The organism is Reticulibacter mediterranei (assembly GCF_016587455.1).
This window is the reverse complement of the sequence record NZ_BNJK01000001.1, coordinates 13,345-32,877: the sequence shown is the minus strand read 5'-3', so window position 1 is coordinate 32,877 and position 19,533 is coordinate 13,345. Positions and strand designations below refer to the sequence as shown.

Sequence of the window (19,533 nt, the reverse complement as noted above, 5' to 3'; positions counted from 1 at the left end):
ACATCATGGAAGTCCTCTATCCTCGAGGCTCGGGGCTGGATGTGCATCGCAACATGGTGGCATGTCTTTCGATAGTCGAAGCTGGCCAGCGGCGCAAGGAGATTCGCACCTTTCGTAGCGTGACCAGAGAGTTGGTAACCATGAGGACGTGGCTCCTGGAAGAAGGCTGCATCCACGTCGGCATGGAGAGTACAGGTGTGCTGTGGCGTCCCGTCTATGATCGACTGGCGGGCTATTTCGAGCTGGTGTTGGTGAATACGGCCCAGTACGCGTCAAGTGCCGGGACACAAAACGGATGTACAAGGCGCTGACTGGTTAGCCGACTTGCGCGCGTCTTGGGCTGCTCAAGCCCAGTTTTGTGCCAGATCAGTCCCAACAGGACCTGCGAGACTTGACACGGTTGCGGGTCCACCTCATCCGGGATCGCACGCAACTGATCAATCGCATCCTCAAAGTGCTCCAGCAGGGGGGCATCAAGCTCTCTGGAGTGCTCAGTCATGTGATGGGAGTCTCAGGAAGAGCGATCTTGCAGGCTCTCTGCGCGGGAGAACGAGATCCAGAGCGCTTGGCCTTATTGGTACAGAAAAGTGTCGCTCACAAGCATGTACAGCTTGTTGAGGCGCTCACCGGAGACCTGCGCCCCCATCATCAGTTTCTGCTCTGTGAACTGCTGAGTCTACTGGAAGGGTTAGAGCGCTCCATCAAACACGTGGAGCAGGAAATCGAGCAGCGACTGCGCCCAGAGGAGGAGAAGCTTGCGCGCTTGGAACAGATTACGGGGGTCAGTCGGCATACCTTGCACCTGTTGTGTGCAGAAGTCGGGCTCAATCTTTCTCGGTTTCCTGATGCCGCTCGCCTCGCCTCTTGGTCAGGAATGGTGCGCTGTATCACGCGCTTGAATATCCCTGGTACAGCCAGGAAGAACTCGAAAGGAGGTTCTTGGGTCAATGGCTTACCTCACATCGAAAGATCGTGGGGGACAGTAGCATGCCACTGAAAGCGGGAGAAGACCGAAGACGCTTAGGGATGAGTCCCGCAAGACCCGCACAATATGGTGAGAGCTAGACTGCTCGAAGTCTAATTCCCAATCGGTGTATGCCCACACCCACCGCTACAGCGTCTAAGAGCGATGTCGCCTCATAGGGTGAAATCACATTCCGACACCCTACCTTTCGTGGGGCGAGATGAGAGACAGCGAGTCCCTTGAAGGGAATGAGTGGACCACCTACGTTGTGCTCGCACGTATTCAAGCGACGGAATACAGGATTGTCTAAGGGTGGAGACACCTATGATAACGGAGTTCCCATAGTAGTCAGCGGTAGGGAAAGCCTGCTACACGGCGAAGGGGAACAGGTGATACGCGATAGTGAAAACAGGGAGGTACGCGAGATGCGATCAGCCGTAACTGTGCTCAGTATCATTCATGAACGTGGGAAACAAGGATTGCCGCTGGAAGACATTTATCGACAACTCTACAATCCAGGACTGTACCTGATGGCCTACGGACGCCTGTACGCGAATACAGGTGCGATGACCCCCGGCTCAACCCCTGAGACCGTGGATGGGATGTCGATGGCGAAAATTGAGAAACTCATAGACGATCTCCGTCATGAACGTTATCGCTGGACGCCAGTTCGACGAACCTACATCGCCAAAAAGAACGGCAAACTCCGCGGATTGGGTTTGCCCACCTGGAGCGACAAACTGTTGCAGGAAGTCATACGCCTCATACTAGAGGCATATTACGAACCGCAGTTCAGCCCCCATTCACACGGCTTCCGATCTGGGCGAGGATGTCATACAGCTCTCACGGCCATACGAGACGACTGGAGCGGAACGAAATGGTTTATCGAGGGCGATATCTCCCAATATTTCGACACCATCGATCATACGGTGTTAGTCGCCATACTGGGAGAGAAACTCAAGGACAATCGTTTTCTGAGATTGATATCCAACCTACTCAAAGCCGGATATCTGGAAGAGTGGAAATTTCATCGAACCCTCTCTGGAAGCCCACAGGGTGGGGTGGTTTCTCCAATTCTTTCAAATATCTATCTGGACAAGTTTGATAGGTATGTCGAGCAAATGCTCATCCCAGAATACACACGCGGAACCGAAAGACGTTTCAACCCAGAATACGAGCGACTTCGGGCACAAGCCAAACGCAGGAAACGTGCGGGGAAACGAAAAGAGGCACGAAAGCTCTGGACACAAGTTCAGCGCCTCCCCTCAAGAGACCCACAAGATCCTGACTTTCGGCGTCTGAAGTACGTTCGTTACGCCGATGATACGCTTTTCGGGTTCATTGGCAACCGGGCAGAAGCCGAGGAAATCAGGGAAAAGATAGCGAATTGGCTCAGGGATAATCTCAAGCTCACCCTCTCTATCGAAAAGACGCTGATTACCAATGCTAGCTCAGACGCAGCTCGCTTCCTTGGCTATGAAATTGTCGCCCAACGCGCCAACGACAAACACCACCCGAAATCGGGACATCGGACTGTCAATGGCAAAATGGGATTACGAGTTCCTGCTGATGTCATCACCTCGCGGTGTGCCAAATACATGCACAAAGGAGTGCCTGCACATCGTAATGAGCTGATCCAAGATGATGAATTCACCATCATCAATCGCTATCATGCTGAATATCGTGGCCTCGTAGAGTATTACCTGTTGGCAATCAATGTCTGCTGGCTTCACAAGCTACATTGGGCTATGCAAGCCTCACTGTTGAGGACGCTGGCACGCAAACATCGGAGTAGCCTGAAAGCCATGTCTGAGAAATATCGGGCGACAACGGAGACGCCCTACGGAACATTGTCTTGCCTACAGGTGGTTGTCGAGCGAGCAAACGGAAAGAAACCACTGGTAGCGCAGTTCGGAGGCATTCCGCTGAGAAGACAAGAAAGAGCAATTCTCGCCGATCTTGACCCAGACTTCTCTCAAAAGCGAGGTCATGAACCCAATGACCTCGTCAAACGACTGCTCGCGGAGACATGCGAACTCTGTGGGTCAAAGACAAACATAGAAGTGCATCATATCCGCAAGCTCGCCGACCTGAAAGAGAAAGGACGGAAAGAGAAGCCTCGATGGGTCCAGAAAATGGCTCAAAGAAGGCGCAAAACGCTGGTGGTTTGTGCCTGCTGTCATGACAGCATTCATCGAGGGGAAAGAAAACCACAGTCACGAAAAGCATCACTGGAGAGCGGAGTGCAGTGAAAGTCGCACGCTCCGTTCGGCGGGGGCCAGACGGAAAAGGAGTTGCAAAACCACCTCGTCGGCTGGCTACCCGACTGCCCAGGACAGAAGGAGAGTGCAGGCAAGCGCCCGAGCGGTCGGACGCGTCATGCCAATCCTTATGTCAAGACTGCACTGGTTCAGGCGGCACATACGACGGCTCGGACCCAGACGTATCTAGGAGAGCAGTACCGACGCTTGAGCAAACGACGGGGAGCCAAACGAGCCGCTGTGGCGGTTGGGCACAGTATCCTGGTCATCTTTTATCACATGATGACCACTGACCAACCCTCTCACGAGAGAGGCACCTCGTCCAGCGGCTGAGACGTCTGGGCTACCAGGTGACCCCTCCTGCGGCCTAAGAGAGCCACAAGCACCTGAACACCTCTTCTTTTAGCGAGCGCGAGCTGGCTCTAGGAGGGCAATTTGTCTTTCTCGCTGGCAGTTTTCAGATGAATTTACACCATGGTGAGGCGAAACCGGACAAATTGAGAAAATTTCTAAATCTGTCGCTCCACGCTTCAGCAATCTCTTGCGTGATCTTCCAGCGGTAGGCATTCCTCTTCCTTTGTGATAATCGTTTTTCACCTTTCTGCTCTTCCTGCTGTTTTTCTGGAGTGACGGCTTGTGTCGGCGTCCACCACGAGCCACCCTACCTCGCGCTCGCCTCGCGTCGAACGCAGGCCACTGCATGAACAGGGGCCAAGACCACAGCGATGCAATTTGAAGCTCATCAAAAGGATGGGCTACGGCAGGGCTGGCTTCCCCTCTCCTTCGTCAACGCGTTCTCCATGCCTTGTAGCACGGCAGGTAAAGCCTCCTATGAAAACTCATTTGTCCGTCGCAGAAACTGAGTCGCTTTTCTCACCAAGAGTGAAACAGATCCCAAACGTGAAACATTGCCCTCAATCTTGAACACTGATGCCTACGTTTCCTTGAAAGCCGCTCCTCATATAGCTTGTTCCATCACTATCTTGTACATTGAAGAGAGAAAGAGAGGATCGCGTTTGCATTCCTAAAGGAGATATCTCATCAGATCCAGTGACCCAATGAAGGTACTTCCTCTTTGTAACAAAGATCGACCTCATACGATGTTAGAAGTGAGATCTCAAAGAAGGCTATGAGGAAAACATGCGGCAAGAGAACGTGCCTGTGATACATGAGCAGGCGTATCTCACAGCGATCTATCAGCGACATGCGCCTGCACTTTTTGCCTATCTGAATCGGCATGCTCATGCGCCAGAGGACACGGAGGATTTGCTCCTGGAAGTGTTTCTGGCAGCGCTGGAGCGTCCGGGTTTTGCGCAATTAAGCGGGAGTATGCAGGAAGCTTGGCTCTGGCGGGTGGCCCACAACAAAGCAGTGGATCATTTGCGCAAACAGGTGCATCGGCGGGGTATCTCGTTGGAGCACGTGGTGGAAGAACAGTATGAGCAGGATGTCGCCACGCCAGAGACCCTGACGCTGCGTGGCGAAGAATATCAGCGATTGCAGGCCCACATGCGGCGCTTGCCGACGATCCAGCAAGAAGTCGTGCGGCTGCGCTTCGCCCATGGGCTGAAAAGCGCAGAAATCGCGACGGTCTTGCACAAAAGCGAGGGAGCGGTACGTGTGATATTATCACGTGCACTGAAACTATTACGCAATATCTATGAACACGAAGAGGAGGAAGCATAAAACCGATGTCCGATTACTTTGATCCTCTTTCTCCTCAGCGTGTCGATGAGTCAATTGAAGAGATGACAGCCAGCAAGCACCCTTTGGAGTCGCCCCATCTCCTCTTAGACCCGAGCGCCCGCGTGATTCGGGATGTGCAGCAGATGCATGATCATGAGTACCAGAAGCATCAGCAACAATTGCAGCGGGTCGAGAAGCGTTTGCTCGCCAGCGTGGCTCATCGTCAAAATCAACAAGCCAGAACGCCAATACATCCTATGAAGCAAGAGAGACAGGAGCAGCAACGGAATAGAGAGCAAGGAAGTCTATATCGTATGAAAAAGCAATATGTTAGCAATTGGAGAGGGTTGAGCCTCCTGGTTGCGGTATTACTGATAGCGCTGGTGGGAAGTTTTCTGGCTATGCCGAAATTCCTGCACCATGACACATTGACCGGATCGAGTGATCAGACGGCAGCACCACCGCCATCTCCTACACCGACCCCTCCATTGGTTATCCCTGGTGCTTCTTCGGGGAAAACGGTCTACACGTCACCTGCTACCCAGAATGGTTTCACCGCGCTGGCCTGGTCCCCGGATGGCCAGCGCGTGATATCCTCTGCATTTGAAAAGGTGCAGATCTGGGATGCGACCACTGGTGGACACCTGATCAATGTCAATCTCGCTGGCGATCAGGCCTATAGTTTGGCCTGGTCACCCACAGGCAAACTCATTGCGATCGGGTCCTTTACTGGGCTGCTGCTCGTCGATAGCCAAACAGGGAAGATCGTCCGGACCCATCAAGCCACTACAGCGATCATGCAAAGGACGAGTACTGGTACATACTTGTCAGCGTTGAAACCAGCGAGCGGTGGGACGGGATTCAGAGCTATTACCTGGTCGCCTGATGGTCGCTTGATCGCGGGAGCAGTGAGCGCAGGTGCTTCTGGGAGCATTCAGGTGATCAACGCCCAGACCATGACACCCGCTTTTACCTTCCCAATCGACGGGAATTATGTACCAACTGAACTGGCTTGGTCCGATGATGGTCACTATCTGGCGGCCACAACGTTCTTTACGGAGCCAGGCAATGCTGCACCCCAACCAACGCTGATCCGAGTTTGGAAGCTTGCAACTCATCAAATCATCTTCCAGAAGCCAATAGGTTTGGGCAGCAACATCTCGCTGGCATTCCAACCGGGTCACGACTCTCTGACCTTTCTCAACCCGAGCACGCAAGCGCTTGAGATCTGGGATGTAGTGACCGGAAAACTGATCAAGAGCTATCCAGCCACAGGAAATGGGCCTTTGGCTTGGTCCCCCGATGGTCACTATCTGGCTTACTCACAATGGTCGAAGAAAGGGATCAACATCGTGGACATGTCTAGCGGCAAAACCGTGTATACCTATCGAGCATATCAAACGATGCCCAGTCCGCTCACGTGGTCGCCCAACGGCAAATACATTGCGTTTGTCGACGAATCACCACAAACAGGAGCACAGGGACAGCCATCTTCATCGAAGGCAGTCGTAAAAGTGTGCTTGGTGGCCTAACCTCGTGTCAATCTTAACATCGGGTCACCGTATCAATATGGGAAAAACCTATGGTAAGGCTTACCATAGGTTTTTCCCATATTGATACGGTGACCCGGATTTGATTAGATAGACCTCTCCCTCATGAAAACACCATCTCCATAGTGAGCAAGAGCACTTCTCACCAAGACAGACTACTTCTCACTACGTGCTTGCAGCAGGTGGAAGTCGCGCACGAGGGCTGGGGACGAGTCGAGAGCATGTGCTCAGTGCTAGGGAACCATTCTCAGCATTCCCCTTGCTTCGTGATGATCGCTTTGCGCTCTCTGTGCTCTTCCTGCTGTTTTTTTCTGGAGTGACCTCCTGTGCCAGTGTCCACCACGAGCTATCCTGTCTCGTGCGCCCCCTGCGTCGGGCAGGCCACTCCACGAACATGGGCCAAGACCACTGTGGGGCAACGATACGACCCATCTCGATAGACACCTCGTTCATTACGCCCATGAAATGATAGAAAGCTGTTTATGGACACAACGAGGAGAAACAACCATGCACGCCTCCTCTCAATGCCGAGAACATGACCTACCCAATGGCATAGCAATGCGAGAGACAGCGCGTCTGTGTTACTCGACACGGTTCCAACCTGCTTCGTTTGAGGGAGCTTCCTTGCCAACAAGTCGTCTCAACAGAGCAACCTCTTCTCTTGCCTCTTTCAGCGCTATTTGCATGCGTTGTATCTCTTCGGCTTCTTGCCGCAAGCGCTGGAGACGAGACAGCAAGTTATTAAGAGAGCCTGAGATCTGCCACAGTGCATTCTCTTGGGTCAGAGGAACACGTGCATTGAAGTCTCCATTTGCCACGCGTGCATGGGTTTCCACAATACTTTGAATGCTCAGATCTAACTGCTGCTTTTGTTCCGCAACCGTTTCTGCATTCTGGAGCACCAAATCATGTTCGAGTTTGGCAATCTCTTCGGCACGCTCTGCTCGAAGCAGCGCTTGTGTTGCTCCATGCACCCACAGAAAAGCCACTAGTGAGACAATGACCTGGCTGAGCACAATTGGAGTGACGATACCAGGAAAGGCGACTTTGAGGACTTCGTGTAACTCTCCTGAACTCGGCAAAAACCTCAAGACAGAGAATGCAAAAAGGCAATTTCCCGTAGCAATCACAAACACCCACCATGACGGCAGAAAGGAAACCGCGCACATTAATGGAAACACCAGAAGGCCAAAAATAGGGAGAGCGCTCGTGTTCACTCCCCCTGGAGTCGTGATAATATTGACAGTAGGGCTTGCAGTGAACGCAAGGACCACCAGGATTCCCGCCAGATTGCATCTTCCCAGGCGATTGAGGAACAGTGCCAATGCGAGGATAAAGAGATCGATAGTCAGGATCATCGCCAGCAACGAGTTCGATCCAGCAAAGGCCGCCGGATAGGAAATGAAGACCAGAATGAACAGGACAATACTAATCTGACTGCCAGTTCGTCCACGACGAAATACCTCCCGCTCTTCAAACGATGCCGACTCCCCTGGCTCGGGAGGGGAGGTCATCCGATACCACACGTGAAGCAGTCGAGCGATCCCTTCGTCGCTCATTTCCCGGGAAGGGAAAGAAGAAGCGGCTTGTGGCTCTTCTTGTGAAACCTCCCCAGGAAAAGTGGGCATGTTATTCATACTTGAACCTCTGTATTGAAACATATTTTTCACTGCTAGAGAGAGGTGCCATCTCATGAAGAAGGCAGAAAGACAAAGAGAAGAAGAGGGTCAATGCATAATCACTAGTGGATTTTCTGGCACCCACGCCACGTTAGTCATGCAAAAAGCAGAGAGGTCTGTATGAGTCAACGAAGCGTTGCTATCACCGGAATTGGAACACTAACCCCGGCGGGAAGAGGAACGGATGCCCTCTGGAAAGGCATCTCTTCCGGTCACAGCTACCTTGCTCCCATTGACCCGGAAACGTATTTTGATCCATCCGGCTTTGCCTGTCAGGTAGCTGGTCAGGTGCCTGTCTTCAGTGAGCCACGTGTGCTGACGGACTCGCTGCTCGAACAAACGGATCGCTGCTCTCAAATGGCCTTAGTTGCTGTGCTTGATGCTCTTGATATGGCGAAGCTGCCAGGCGATTTTCGAGCAGAAAGCTCGCCAGTCTCCCCAGAACGTGTCTCCCTCACCGTCGCCTCCATCGCAGCAGGATGGACCTATGCCGAGCGCGAAATGCAAAAGATGTGGACACAAGGAGTGGAGACACTGAATCGGTATGGCATGACGGCGAGCTTCCCGGCTGGTCCTCAAGGGCACATCAGCATCTTCTTTGGAGTGCAAGGACGCATGCGCACATTTGTCTCTGAACGGGCCAGTGGTGCGCATGCGCTGATAGAAGGGGCCAAAGCGATAGAGCGGGGAGATGCAGAGATCGTCATTGCTGGTGGAACGGAAGCTCCACTCACCCCTCTGGTATGGGCGGCGTATCACTCGGCTCATATGTTGCAACCAACGACTCAGCGCGAGAACGCAGCTCAGGCCACTCACCTCTCAGCTCACCACCACTCCCGGATGCTGATTGGCGAAGGGAGTACCTTTCTTGTCCTGGAAGAGCGCAAGCATGCCAAGCAGCGAGGAGTTCCTATCCTGGCTGAGATTCGTGGATGGAGGAGAGGCACAGACCCGTCTCCTCTCGGTGAAGCAAGCAAACAGCCAGAAATGGGACGTATACGGGCCATTCGTGCGTGTTTAGCACAGGCCGATATTCACCCGGAAGCTGTTGATCTCCTCTTGCCTGCCGGTCCCGCTCTGCCAGAAGAGGATAGCGCAGAAGAGGCTGCTGTCAAGAAGATTTTTGACCGTCCTCTTCCCATGCTCATGCCTAAGACGATCCTGGGCCACTTGCAAGGGGCTGCCACAGCAACCGATGTCGCCATTGCAGCGTTGGTCTGTGATCGCCAGATGCTTCCTTCCATTGATGACGTACGCTCTTCTTCTGAGAAGGCGAGCATCGGGAAACGCGCCACATCTCCTCTCCACCATGCGCTGATCTTTGCCAGTGGATTAGGAGGAATGCATGGCAATCTGCTGATAAGCAAACCTGAGCAATGATCTCTCGTTGATCTTCCCCCGGTTTGATGGTTCTCCCGCAGAAATGGTGCTCAACAATACGAATAATGAACGCGGAACTCTCGTAAGAAGGGAACGAAGGGCGGTCCTTATGAGCAAGCCGTATCTGAAGAGGAATACACGTATGTTCCTCTTCAGGGCACATTTCATGGCAGAACATGTCAATGGCTGAGCACTATTTCTGCGGGAGATCCAAAATTTCGGATACTTGACACTGGATCTCTGCTTCCACCTCTTAGAGAAGCAGCGCTTTCAGGCTCTCGTTCGTTTTCACTGGCAGGGTTCCTTTCTGTTCCTTCGTTGGATTTTCTACAGATGAGGATACCCTCTTTTTCTTTGCTTGCCTACAATTTTTCATAGACCCCAGCTATCCTGGCCAGGATAGCTGGATTTGAAGGGAAAGACAACGGTAGCTCTACGCAGGCAGCACGTAGGCGGCAGGCCCTTCGTATGTATAGCCGCCGACATTCGTGGTTGCCCGCTTGCGTTCGTAGTCGGATGTGGTATAGAAGTGATAATCTTTGTTCCACAAGCGATATAATGGCACGCTATTGTTTACTTGCGTGGGATACACATAGCAGGCAACCCCTTCGTCTGTATAACCGCCATTCATTGCATTGCTGCGTTCGTAGTCGGATGTGGTATAGAGGTGATCACCAGTTGTTTTATTCCACAAGCGATATAATCGCGTACTGTTTGCTATTTGGCTGTTAAAGACGTAGGCGGCAATCCCTTCGTCTATATAGTAGCCCTTGCCCTTTGCAGCGTCGCGTTCGCTGGCGGATGTGGTATAGAAGTGATCGCCAGTTATTTTATTCGCTAAGTGATATAATGGCGTACTGTTTGCTGGCGTGGGATACACATAGATGAGATTCCCTTCGATTGCGTAACCCTTGAGCGTTGCCTGTTCGCTTTCGTTCTGGTCTGTGGTATAGAAGTGATCACCAGTTGTTTTATTCCACAAGCGATATAATCGCGTACTGTTTGCTACTTGGCTGCTAAAGACATAGATGAGATTCCCTTCGATTGCGTAACCCTTGAGCGTTGCCTGTTCGCTTTCGTTCTGGTCTGTGGTATGGAGGTGATCACCAGTTGTTTTATTCCACAAGCGATATAATCGCGTACTGTTTGCTACTTGGCTGCTAAAGACGTAGGCGGCAACTCCTTCGCGAATTGTATCCTTGCTCAGTGCAGCGTCGCGTTCGCTGGCGGATGTGGTATAGAAATGATGACCAGTGTTTGGATTCCACAAGCGATAGAGAGGGATAGCAGTAGTGCCACCATTAGAGGGAGGTTGCTGTGGGGGAGCAGGAGGTTGCTGTGGGGGAGCAGGAACAGCAGGAGGTTGCTGTGGGGGAGCAGGAACAGCAGGAGGTTGCTGTGGGGGAGCAGCAGCAGGCAGATTGCCTTCAACCACATAGTTGACGGTGACATTATGTCCACACCCGCCAGTATGACAATTCACCCAGAGGTGATAGAAGCCAGGATTGGCACCGCCACCGTTAAGGGTATAGGGGCGAACACTATGATCGCAAGAGGGGAGAGAGGCGGAGGCCGCGAGCTGACCACCAGGCTCACGAATCACCCAGAGATCAACGGAAGCAGCAGGATTGACCCCTTCGGGACAACTATAATCTCCATGCACATAGAGATTGCTGGTAGCATCCACCTGAAAGTGGGGCTGCACATCCATATTGTCATAGAATTTGGCTTGTCCCTGAGCAGCAATGCCCTGAGCGGCATACGCCGTGCTACTGAAGGGCAGAACCATCAGCGCCGCCAGCACTGGTAGGAGCATGACCAGAAGTTTAGACTTGAACCATTTCCTCATACAAAGTTTCCTTTTCTGTGTTTTTTTAAGAGAGAACAGAGAGAAAGAAGCATCCAGGCAAGCATAATAGTCGAAAGAATAGCTCAGTAGGGAGACGAGGGGACAGTTTGCCGAGACGTCGTCTTGTTGTTATAAGTCACTCGCCTCATTATATATGGTAATGATTTCTGCTTTGTCCGCGCGATTCGGCCTGATTTCCAATCATTGGACCTGCTTCGTCTGAACCTTCGGCCAAATTCCCTAGCAAGTCAACTTCAGTGAGTGAGACGCATCTGTACCCCATCCCATTTGCGCACTATACATACCCCCGATATCGTCCTCAAGGACGACGCCTACATTATCACCTGGGTGCAGATTCAGATGGCCTATAACCACAAAGGCCCCATCGCTATATTGACCTTGATCGATGGCACCCCCAAAGATATTTCCGGTTCTTTGACCATTGATAACCAGGCCATAGATAAGCTTCGCCGTGGCATGATGAATAGGGACATACATCGAGGCATCACACGAGCCAGTAGTAAGAGGGCCGACAGCGCCGTGGGCATAGGTACTCAGATCCCAGGTAACGGTCAAGCAATGGAGATTCCCATAGGTATTGGTCCAGGCGATATTTGCAACACCATCATTTCCTGTATAGTATTGCTGCCCGGTGCCGCAAGCAGAATTGTTGTCTGGATTGTTCTGTGGCTGCTCTGGCGCGATACAAAAGACGGTACTGGACGCGACGCAAGCTTGCGTATCATCATTCTTATTCGCCTGCGTCACTGATGGTGCCATAAAAAACATCATCAGTGAGCAGGCAACAATTGTCAGAATCTTGATGACAAAGCCGAGTGTGAGACGCCGCTTGAAGCACGAAGCTCCTTCCATCGTTTTCATAGGAACTTTCCTCTCTTTCCTTCCTAGTAAAAATTCGTGACGTTTCTCAGGATACTTTTCCCGCTTCTCAGAATAAAAAGACGCGGTATTACGGTGGTTTAGATGCAAGCGTGGCAAGCTTTCCCGCATAACTGTTCGCGGCTGACTCTCACGCTGTTCAAAAACGAGGCAACCAGACGAAACGTTCTCTGAGGGAAACAGGATGAAGGCGTCCCTCCGTTGGCAAAATAGAAATGATCTAGCTTTCTCATTATAAGGGAAGCCTGTCACAGTTTACCTGTGACATTGCAGGTTCTTTTTATTTCGTCTCCATGGGGGAGCGCTACGCTGGCTGTCACCAGGTGTACATCCCACCATGAAACTGGCCACTTTCCTCCTCGTCCACGTCGCTTTGCTCGTAACTGATCGGTGAGGAATGGCGCAAACCGTGCTTCCCAGTCTCGGACTGCCTCTTGCGTGAAAACAAAGCCGCGCTCGAGAAACATCTCAGCGAGATCTCGCAGGCTCAATGTGTAACGAAGCCGGAAGACGGACAACCAGAAGGATGACATCGGTAGGATATTCCAGGAAGTTGAACGGCGTGTCTGTTCGTTCGTTGAAGAGATGCTTGCAAGCAGAGCAACGGAATACGCGATAGCCGAGCGTGGTCTTCTGGGTTTGTTCTTTGCTGCTGGCTGAGGCACAATGTGGGCAGTTCATGTATCTCTCCCTCTCAGATCAGTCGTTGTCCTCAGCATACCTTGCAAACCATCGCTACGACAAGCCCTTCTCTGAATTCTGACAGAACCTATCAGTCATATGGGTGGATGTTGCGGTAGAGCCAGGCCTGGCTCCCATCAGTGGTGCGCAATGCATAGACACGAAGATCCCAAGAGGACTCATCACAATAATACCTGCCTTGAGTAGAGAGGTAGATTTTGCTCTCATCAATAGCTACGAGACCTCCTGCCGCCGCACTCTCACTCTTCCAAATGAGCCTTCCAGTGCTTGCCGAGACGGCTGAGAGAGTAGTCCCATCACCATAGATGGTGCCCCGAGCGAAAAGCATCGTCCCAAATTGCACCTGAGGATTTTTCCAGACAACGCTACCATCGGCGGTCCGAAGGGCATACAGCGCCTCTGACTCAATGTAGAGGCGCCCCTCTGCGAACAGGAGAGCATTGATGCCCTGTGGGAATGCGTGAAACTTCCATTGCGGCTTTCCATTCTGAAGGCGTAGAGCAGAGATGGTAGCTCCTCCATCTTCCTGGAAGGTGGCAAGGTAGACCGTATCACGAGCGACGATGGACTTCTCAGAAAAAGTCTGCCCCGAGTGAGCGGAGAACGTCCATCGTGGTTTGCCCGACTGTGTCTCGAGCACAACCAATGAGGTGGGTGATTGTAGCAGAAGGAGACCACCCACAGGAGTGATTTGAAGCATTCCATCTGGAGGCCAAGCGTCGGGAAGCGTTTGCTGCTCGTGTCTCCAGAGCAGCCGTCCATCACTGGCCCGCAGGCTCCTCACTTGAACCTGATTGTGGCTGAGAGCTTCTGTGACATAAACATGCCCTGCATCGACAGCCCTGAGCCACCAGGAGGAGGAAGCAGCAATAGGAGTTTTCCAGAGGAGTGTGCCATCGCTGGTGCGCACTGCGCCAAGCTCCTCACCAAATTTCCCATAAATCGTCTCACCCACCACCACCGGAGAATGGGCCAGGCTGTAGGGAGCAGAAGGAGGAGAGGCTATGGCCTGTGAACTGGTCCACAACGTTTTCCCGTCCCTGGCTTGCAGAGCCGTCAGGCGCTTGAGATCTCCCGTTTGGGCATAGATCACCCCATGGTGAACCACCAGCGTGTTTGCTAAGCCCTTTTTCTCCCAAAGCAAGTTCCCTGTTGCTGCCTCTCTGGCAGAAAGAAGCTCTGTTGGTCCTCCATAGAGATACACCGTTCTGCCATCAGTAATGACTCCGAAGGGAGGAGGGGGAGCAGAGAGAGCCAGGGCACAGAACGGGCCAAGCCGCCCAGAATAGGTACAAAAACACAAAAAGAGGCTGATACCCAAGAAAATGGACAGGAAGGGAAGCAGCCAGTGCCAGGTACGCTTTTTCTTTGTTGGTGTTCCATTTGATGGCATATATCTCACTCCTTGCAGTTGAAAATGTTCTGGTCTATCGAGGCAGAAATCCTGGTTGTGTTACAAGAAATAGGAAGGGCCATGTTGAGCATGAGCGGTCCTCTCAACCTTTCTTAGACTGCCACTCTCCAAACTGTGTGGCGATCAGTGAGACCTGCCCTCTCACATCTCCTTTTTCCACACCTTGCAGAAGAAATCGAGCGTCTGGCTGTGTGAATCAACCGCTCGATACAGGTAGACCCATTCCTTTTTCACTTTCACATAGGCTTCGTCGACCCGCCACGAATCGCTCGTGGACTTTCAATGAGGACGACATCGCTTTTCAATTTCTGGTGCATGCTGTTGAACCCAATGATAGATGCTCGTATGATCGACAGAGAGTCCACGTTCCTGCATGATTTCTTGAAGACTCGCGGGAACTGAGTGCAGAGCGAAGATACCAACGCACACACAGGAGAATGATGTCAGCCTGGAAGTGACGCCATTTGAAGGGATGCTGTTCTGTCATAAGGGGCTCTCTTTTTCTTCTTTTTTCGATTTTAACGGATCAGCTTTTTGCAGCACAACCTTCTTGCGCTCGGGATCACGGGATCGCCTGCCAGACCGGAATCGTCATATCACCTGCTGAACCAACAACAATGCGGGTGCTATCGGGTGACCAGGAGAGAGAAGAGACAAAGGTGAGACCACCTTTGAATGTGTGCAAATTTTTCCCCCTGGAAACATCCCAGACTTGGACTTGATTGTCACTACCCTCAGCCTGAGTGTCACCACCTCCAGATGCAATATACTTCCCATTGGGGGACCAGGCCAGACTCAGTACAGTGTAGATAGCTTGAAGCGAGCCCAGTTTCTTGCCGCTGATTGCATCCCAGAAGTGGATTGCTGCTTCTGAATGATCTTCGAATTGCCCCTGACCTATCGCAATAGTGTTGCCTTGAGGAGACCAGGCTAACGCGGCTCCAGGCGTATCAAGCGTCAAAGACGCCTTTCCTGAATGAGTATCCCAGACTTTTACCGTGAGGGGAGGGTATGGCCCACCAGATCCACTGGAGTAGTCTCCTGTAACAAGAAAGTTTCCATCTGGTGACCAGGATAGGGCTTGTATGCCCAAGAATGCCTGCCCTGGATTATTTTCCAGGATATGTATGGTCTTTCCTGTCAAGGGATCCCAGATGCGAGCTGTCCCATCGAGAGCAGCCGAGGCGATACGTGTACCATCCGGTGACCAGGCAATTTGAGTAATAGTGTATGTGTGCGCCGAGTATGTGAGCCGTTTCTGCTTTGTGCTAGCATGCCATATCTGAATTGATGTAGTGCTCGTATTGGAGTTAGTATTGGCGCTACTACCTGAGGCCAAAAACTGCCCGTCGGGTGACCAGGCAAGAGCTTCTACCGGGTCGGTGTGGCCGGTATAGGTCAAAAGCGTTTTCCCGGTATTTGCGTCCCAAATCTCTAGGTTATTATTTTTACCATGACGGCCTGATGCAATCCGCTTGCCATCAGGCGACCAGGAGACTGCCCATCCGCCATTGGGATAGGTCAGCAATGGCTGATTCGTGGATGGTGTGGTCGTCGAGGGAATAGCCGTTGCGGTTGTACTGCTACCGATGCTCGACTTAGGATTCTGCCCGCATGCAGTCATTGCTGCCCCAACCAAGCCAAGCAAGACCATACGGCGCGAGAGTGGATAGCGAGCATTGAAAGAAGAAGAGGTGTTCGTTTTAATACAGAGAGTTTCGTGATGATTCACAACAAAGATTCCTTTCCAAATGATGGTATCAGTATGTGGTCAGTATGTAGTGCCGGTGTTATGATCGCATAAGGCCCCCGCTACGTAAGGTGTCACCAGGGGTAGAGGAGCGGTGATAAAGCCACAGATGCATGTAGAAGATTATAAGAGATGCCTGTCACAGTTTACCTATGACATTGCAGATTCTTTTTGTTTCGTCTCCATTAGAGGTAGGGCTAGGATGTTAGCATGAGAGTTGCAGAGAGTGCGTCGCTACGGTATCCTTGACAGGTCAAGCTGACGGGGACGCCAAGGGTACGCGGCGTCAGGGTTGGCTCGTTTGCAGAGCGGGACCTCAAGCGGTTGTGTTGCAAAAAGTACGAGGAAAAGAATTGAGCGTGAGTAACCCTCTCAAGCTTTCTTAGGCGACTCCTTCAAAGAGTTTGGCGACCAGGGCAACCTGCCCTCTCACGTCCCCTTTTTCCACTCCTCGCAGTTGCCCTTTTCTCATCATGTTCATGATCTCGTATCCCTGTAATGTTCTCCACGCTGCCTTAAAGGAGAAAAAGCCCATTCCTGGTTTCGTCAAACGTCTGATAAAGCGATGATCTTGTTCAATCACATTACCCCGATACTTTCCCTGCCGCAATTCACAATGTGCAGGGATATGCCCTTGCGCTTTGAGGTCGTTGAACGCTTTAGGAGAGGCGGCGTTTTTGTCGAGCGCCCGACACACGTGGCAAGCTTGTATGAGAGGCGACGAGCGTTTTCAGAAAGAAGCGCAATGCTGCTTGTCCATCTCTCGTTGGGCTGAACCAGAAATCGAGCGTTTGACCCTGTGAATCAACGGCTCGATAGAGATAGACCCACACTTTTTTGACCTTGATAGACGTCTCGTCAACACGCCACGAATCCGTTGTTCCCTTCAGATGAGGGCGGCATCGCTGGTCGAGTTGTGGAGCATAACACTGGACCCAGCGATAGATCGTGGTGTGATCCACCACCGGTAGCCCACGTTCCAGCATGATCTCTTCCAAATCTCGATAGCTGAGCGAATACCGCAAGTACCAGCGCACACAGAGCAAAATGATGTCAGACTGGAAATGACGCCATTTGAAGGGATGTTGCTGGTTCATGAAGGTAACTCCTTGCTCTACTTTTCCCCAACTGTACCAGATCAGCTAATTTCTTGCAATACAACCTTGTGGTAAACATGCCTTTTTTCAGAGAAAAAGAGTATCCTTTCTCCTGGTTTTGTCCGTATAAGATTTTCGAGTATCACTCATTCTGATGAGCTTAAATTTTTGCAACACTACCCTTTTCTTCCACTGGGCCAAACAGCACCTTTAAACCTGGCAGGAGAGCCGAGAGTCTTGGTGTATGGCATTTGGTGCTGGGAGCGTACGCACCAGGAATGAATGCTGGGGCTGTCATCAGGAGCAGGAAGAGCAGGACCACGCGCCTCGCAGCACAGAGGCTCATACTGCGAGACGCGTTAGTGTCTCGCAGCAGACACGCTTCTCTCAAAAAAAGCTTCCCCAAGCAGGACCGACCGTTTCTCCCCAGCCACTAGATGCCGCAGGTCCGGTAGCCCCTCTCCATCGTAACCAGTGGAGCCGCCAGGAGCTCCAGATCCTCTCCCGCTTCGGCTTACCTTCTATTGGTCCTAGTGACCAATTGGAGAGCACTCCTATCGAACAGCGTCTCCAAGTGCTGCAACTGGCACCAAGGAACGAGCAAAGAAAACCAAGCTTGGCTAGGCCGTGTTCTTCTGCCCAAATTGCCAACGTACTTTCAACGAACGAACAGGCACTCCCTTTAACCGGTTCTGACAGGACCCTCTTTCTTGCTTCCTTCCTGTGTTCTCAGTTCTGACACATCCGCTTCAGCAGCCGTTCTCCTGCTCGCCCAGAGAGTGCGATGGTGAACAGCTTGAGGGTTGCTCTCAGTCGCTTTGCTGTCGAGCGGAGCGCGCAACGACTTCGGGCAAGGACTCCACAAAGGTTGGTTTCTTGGAACGCGCGCGTTCCAAGAAACCAATGGAAAGGCAAGCAGAAACAGCTTGTCCGCGCTGCGAAAAAAGCGGCAAGCTCGCGGCCCTGGCCCACTCTCGATCCATCAACGAGAGCTGACCAACCACGCGCCATGTGGTCGCCCTTCTGCCTTTATCAGCGACGGACGCGGTAGCGGATATGGGTGGCCTCCGGCGTGTCAACCACCCTGACGATCTCTAACTCGACGCGTGACGGCAACACGTCGAAGAGCCGTCGGCCACCACCGAAGAGCACCGGGATCAGATGGATCTGCACCTCGTCGAGCACGGAGGCTTCGAGCGCCCGTTGGGCCGTGTAGGCGCCATGGACCAGCACGTACCGGTCCCCGGCGGCAACCTTGGCCTGCGCCATCGCGCTGACAATATCGGTGACATACGTCACCAACGGATAGTTGGCTACTGAGGGACCGGGCGGGCGATGGCTGACCACGAAGATGCGGACACCGTTCCGTTCTCCGCCCCAGTGATCGACCTGCTCCACGGTCCGTCGACCCGCCACAATCGCACCGTAAGCGTTCTCTTCGTCTACCACTTCTCTGGCCGGCCCTTGGGGATGAAAGTCTTCCCCGTACCACTCATGCAACCGCATGAAGCGGTCGCCGCCCGGGTTGTCCGGTGTATCGTTGGGACCGGCGATGTAGCCGTCGAGAGACATCGACATGGAGAGCACTGATCGAGACATTTGACCTCCTGTGTTCTCGCTCTTGAGTATTGTCAACTCAATCAAAATGGTAGAGGGAATAGCAAAAGAAATTCGTGAAAATGGAACATCATCCCTATTTTCTTCCTTAGAAAGAGCCCTTTGTTTCAATGAAAGAGGCAGCAGTGGGAAAACTCATCAAGAGGAAAATTGAAGTTGACAATCCCCCTCCATATCTGCTTGATAAGCTCCTATCACTTCTCTACAGAGCCGAGACGAGGGAATGTGACCGCCGAGCCTGCCAGCCCTCGATGAGCAGGAGAACGATCAGCAAGGCTTCCGCTGCCTTATCGCTATAGTCCGGCAGGCTTGCCACACTGCTTGCCATGATATACCACAGCAGAATCGTCAGTGCTGTATATCCAATAAGCAGCCAGCGTGTGAGGCGGTGAAACCGCTGAAACCGGCGCTGATAGAGCGCGTAGACCAGGAATAGGTAGCCAATGCAGTTGAGCAGGAACAGGATGGCAAACATCCACAACCCTTCCGAGGTAGCGCCTTCAGGAGGAGGTGCCCCTGTCGAGAGCATCCCGAAGAGAGCGATGCTCAGATAGAGGTGGTACACTGCTGTATACACGGCGAACACTATGATTCCTATTCGTAAGATTCCCGGTCGCTTTCTTTCATTGACTTGATGCATGTCTTTTGTCTCTCCTTTCAAATTTAGAAACTGCAAGTACAACC

At 52.3% G+C, this 19,533-nt stretch carries 14 protein-coding genes and 3 pseudogenes; 7 read left to right on the top strand and 10 right to left on the bottom strand.

The window, feature by feature from the left end; all coding sequences use genetic code 11:
• Positions 1–5: 5 nt before the first annotated feature.
• The 6 genes from K3T83_RS00150 (at position 6) to K3T83_RS00125 (ending at position 6,443) form a co-directional block, all read left to right on the top strand.
• Complete coding sequence (locus K3T83_RS00150; RefSeq protein ID WP_220200995.1) at positions 6–311, top strand: hypothetical protein; 306 nt, start codon at positions 6–8, stop codon at positions 309–311.
• 29 nt (positions 312–340) lie between these two features.
• Positions 341–997, top strand: coding sequence for an IS110 family transposase (locus K3T83_RS00145; protein WP_308441705.1), 657 nt, complete (start codon positions 341–343; stop codon positions 995–997).
• A gap of 392 nt (positions 998–1,389) precedes the next feature.
• Positions 1,390–3,216 (top strand): reverse transcriptase/maturase family protein, encoded by a 1,827-nt coding sequence (locus K3T83_RS00140; RefSeq protein ID WP_220208132.1) that lies wholly within the window; start codon positions 1,390–1,392, stop codon positions 3,214–3,216.
• A gap of 42 nt (positions 3,217–3,258) precedes the next feature.
• Positions 3,259–3,558: a transposase gene (locus tag K3T83_RS00135; RefSeq protein ID WP_220200993.1), complete on the top strand. Its 300-nt coding sequence runs from the start codon at positions 3,259–3,261 to the stop codon at positions 3,556–3,558.
• Positions 3,559–4,365: 807 nt separating this feature from the next.
• The gene (locus K3T83_RS00130; RefSeq protein ID WP_220200992.1) at positions 4,366–4,911 is read left to right on the top strand and encodes an RNA polymerase sigma factor; all 546 of its coding nucleotides are present in this window, start codon (positions 4,366–4,368) and stop codon (positions 4,909–4,911) included.
• A 5-nt stretch (positions 4,912–4,916) separates the two neighbouring features.
• Positions 4,917–6,443 carry a hypothetical protein gene (locus K3T83_RS00125; protein ID WP_220200991.1) on the top strand — a complete coding sequence of 509 codons (1,527 nt, stop codon included), beginning with the start codon at positions 4,917–4,919 and terminating at the stop codon, positions 6,441–6,443.
• Between the two features lie 599 nt (positions 6,444–7,042).
• Here the strand turns inward: K3T83_RS00125 and K3T83_RS00120 are convergent.
• Positions 7,043–8,098, bottom strand: coding sequence for a hypothetical protein (locus K3T83_RS00120; protein ID WP_220200990.1), 1,056 nt, complete (start codon positions 8,096–8,098; stop codon positions 7,043–7,045).
• 162 nt (positions 8,099–8,260) lie between these two features.
• Between K3T83_RS00120 and K3T83_RS00115 the strand changes: the two genes are divergently transcribed.
• Complete coding sequence (locus K3T83_RS00115) at positions 8,261–9,520, top strand: beta-ketoacyl-[acyl-carrier-protein] synthase family protein (protein WP_220200989.1); 1,260 nt, start codon at positions 8,261–8,263, stop codon at positions 9,518–9,520.
• Positions 9,521–9,953: 433 nt separating this feature from the next.
• On the opposite strand, the gene K3T83_RS00110 is transcribed toward K3T83_RS00115, so the two are convergent.
• From K3T83_RS00110 to K3T83_RS00070, 9 genes and pseudogenes are all read right to left on the bottom strand, one after another.
• On the bottom strand, positions 9,954–11,369 hold the full coding sequence (locus tag K3T83_RS00110) for a hypothetical protein (protein ID WP_220200988.1): 1,416 nt from the start codon (positions 11,367–11,369) through the stop codon (positions 9,954–9,956).
• Between the two features lie 240 nt (positions 11,370–11,609).
• Positions 11,610–12,251 carry a hypothetical protein gene (locus K3T83_RS00105; protein ID WP_220200987.1) on the bottom strand — a complete coding sequence of 214 codons (642 nt, stop codon included), beginning with the start codon at positions 12,249–12,251 and terminating at the stop codon, positions 11,610–11,612.
• Between the two features lie 350 nt (positions 12,252–12,601).
• A pseudogene (locus K3T83_RS00100) lies at positions 12,602–12,950 on the bottom strand (IS6 family transposase); the annotation flags it as partial.
• Between the two features lie 91 nt (positions 12,951–13,041).
• A complete protein-coding gene (locus K3T83_RS00095; RefSeq protein ID WP_220200986.1) occupies positions 13,042–14,364 on the bottom strand; it encodes a PQQ-binding-like beta-propeller repeat protein in 1,323 nt (440 codons plus the stop codon).
• 192 nt (positions 14,365–14,556) lie between these two features.
• Positions 14,557–14,872, bottom strand: a pseudogene (locus K3T83_RS00090) (IS6 family transposase); the annotation flags it as partial.
• A 75-nt stretch (positions 14,873–14,947) separates the two neighbouring features.
• On the bottom strand, positions 14,948–16,117 hold the full coding sequence (locus K3T83_RS00085) for a WD40 repeat domain-containing protein (protein WP_220200985.1): 1,170 nt from the start codon (positions 16,115–16,117) through the stop codon (positions 14,948–14,950).
• 400 nt (positions 16,118–16,517) lie between these two features.
• A pseudogene (locus K3T83_RS00080) lies at positions 16,518–17,232 on the bottom strand (IS6 family transposase).
• 1,032 nt (positions 17,233–18,264) lie between these two features.
• Positions 18,265–18,831 carry a dihydrofolate reductase family protein gene (locus K3T83_RS00075; protein WP_220200984.1) on the bottom strand — a complete coding sequence of 189 codons (567 nt, stop codon included), beginning with the start codon at positions 18,829–18,831 and terminating at the stop codon, positions 18,265–18,267.
• Positions 18,832–19,051: 220 nt separating this feature from the next.
• Positions 19,052–19,489, bottom strand: a complete 438-nt coding sequence (locus K3T83_RS00070; protein ID WP_220200983.1) for a hypothetical protein — start codon at positions 19,487–19,489, stop codon at positions 19,052–19,054.
• Positions 19,490–19,533 lie beyond the last annotated feature (44 nt).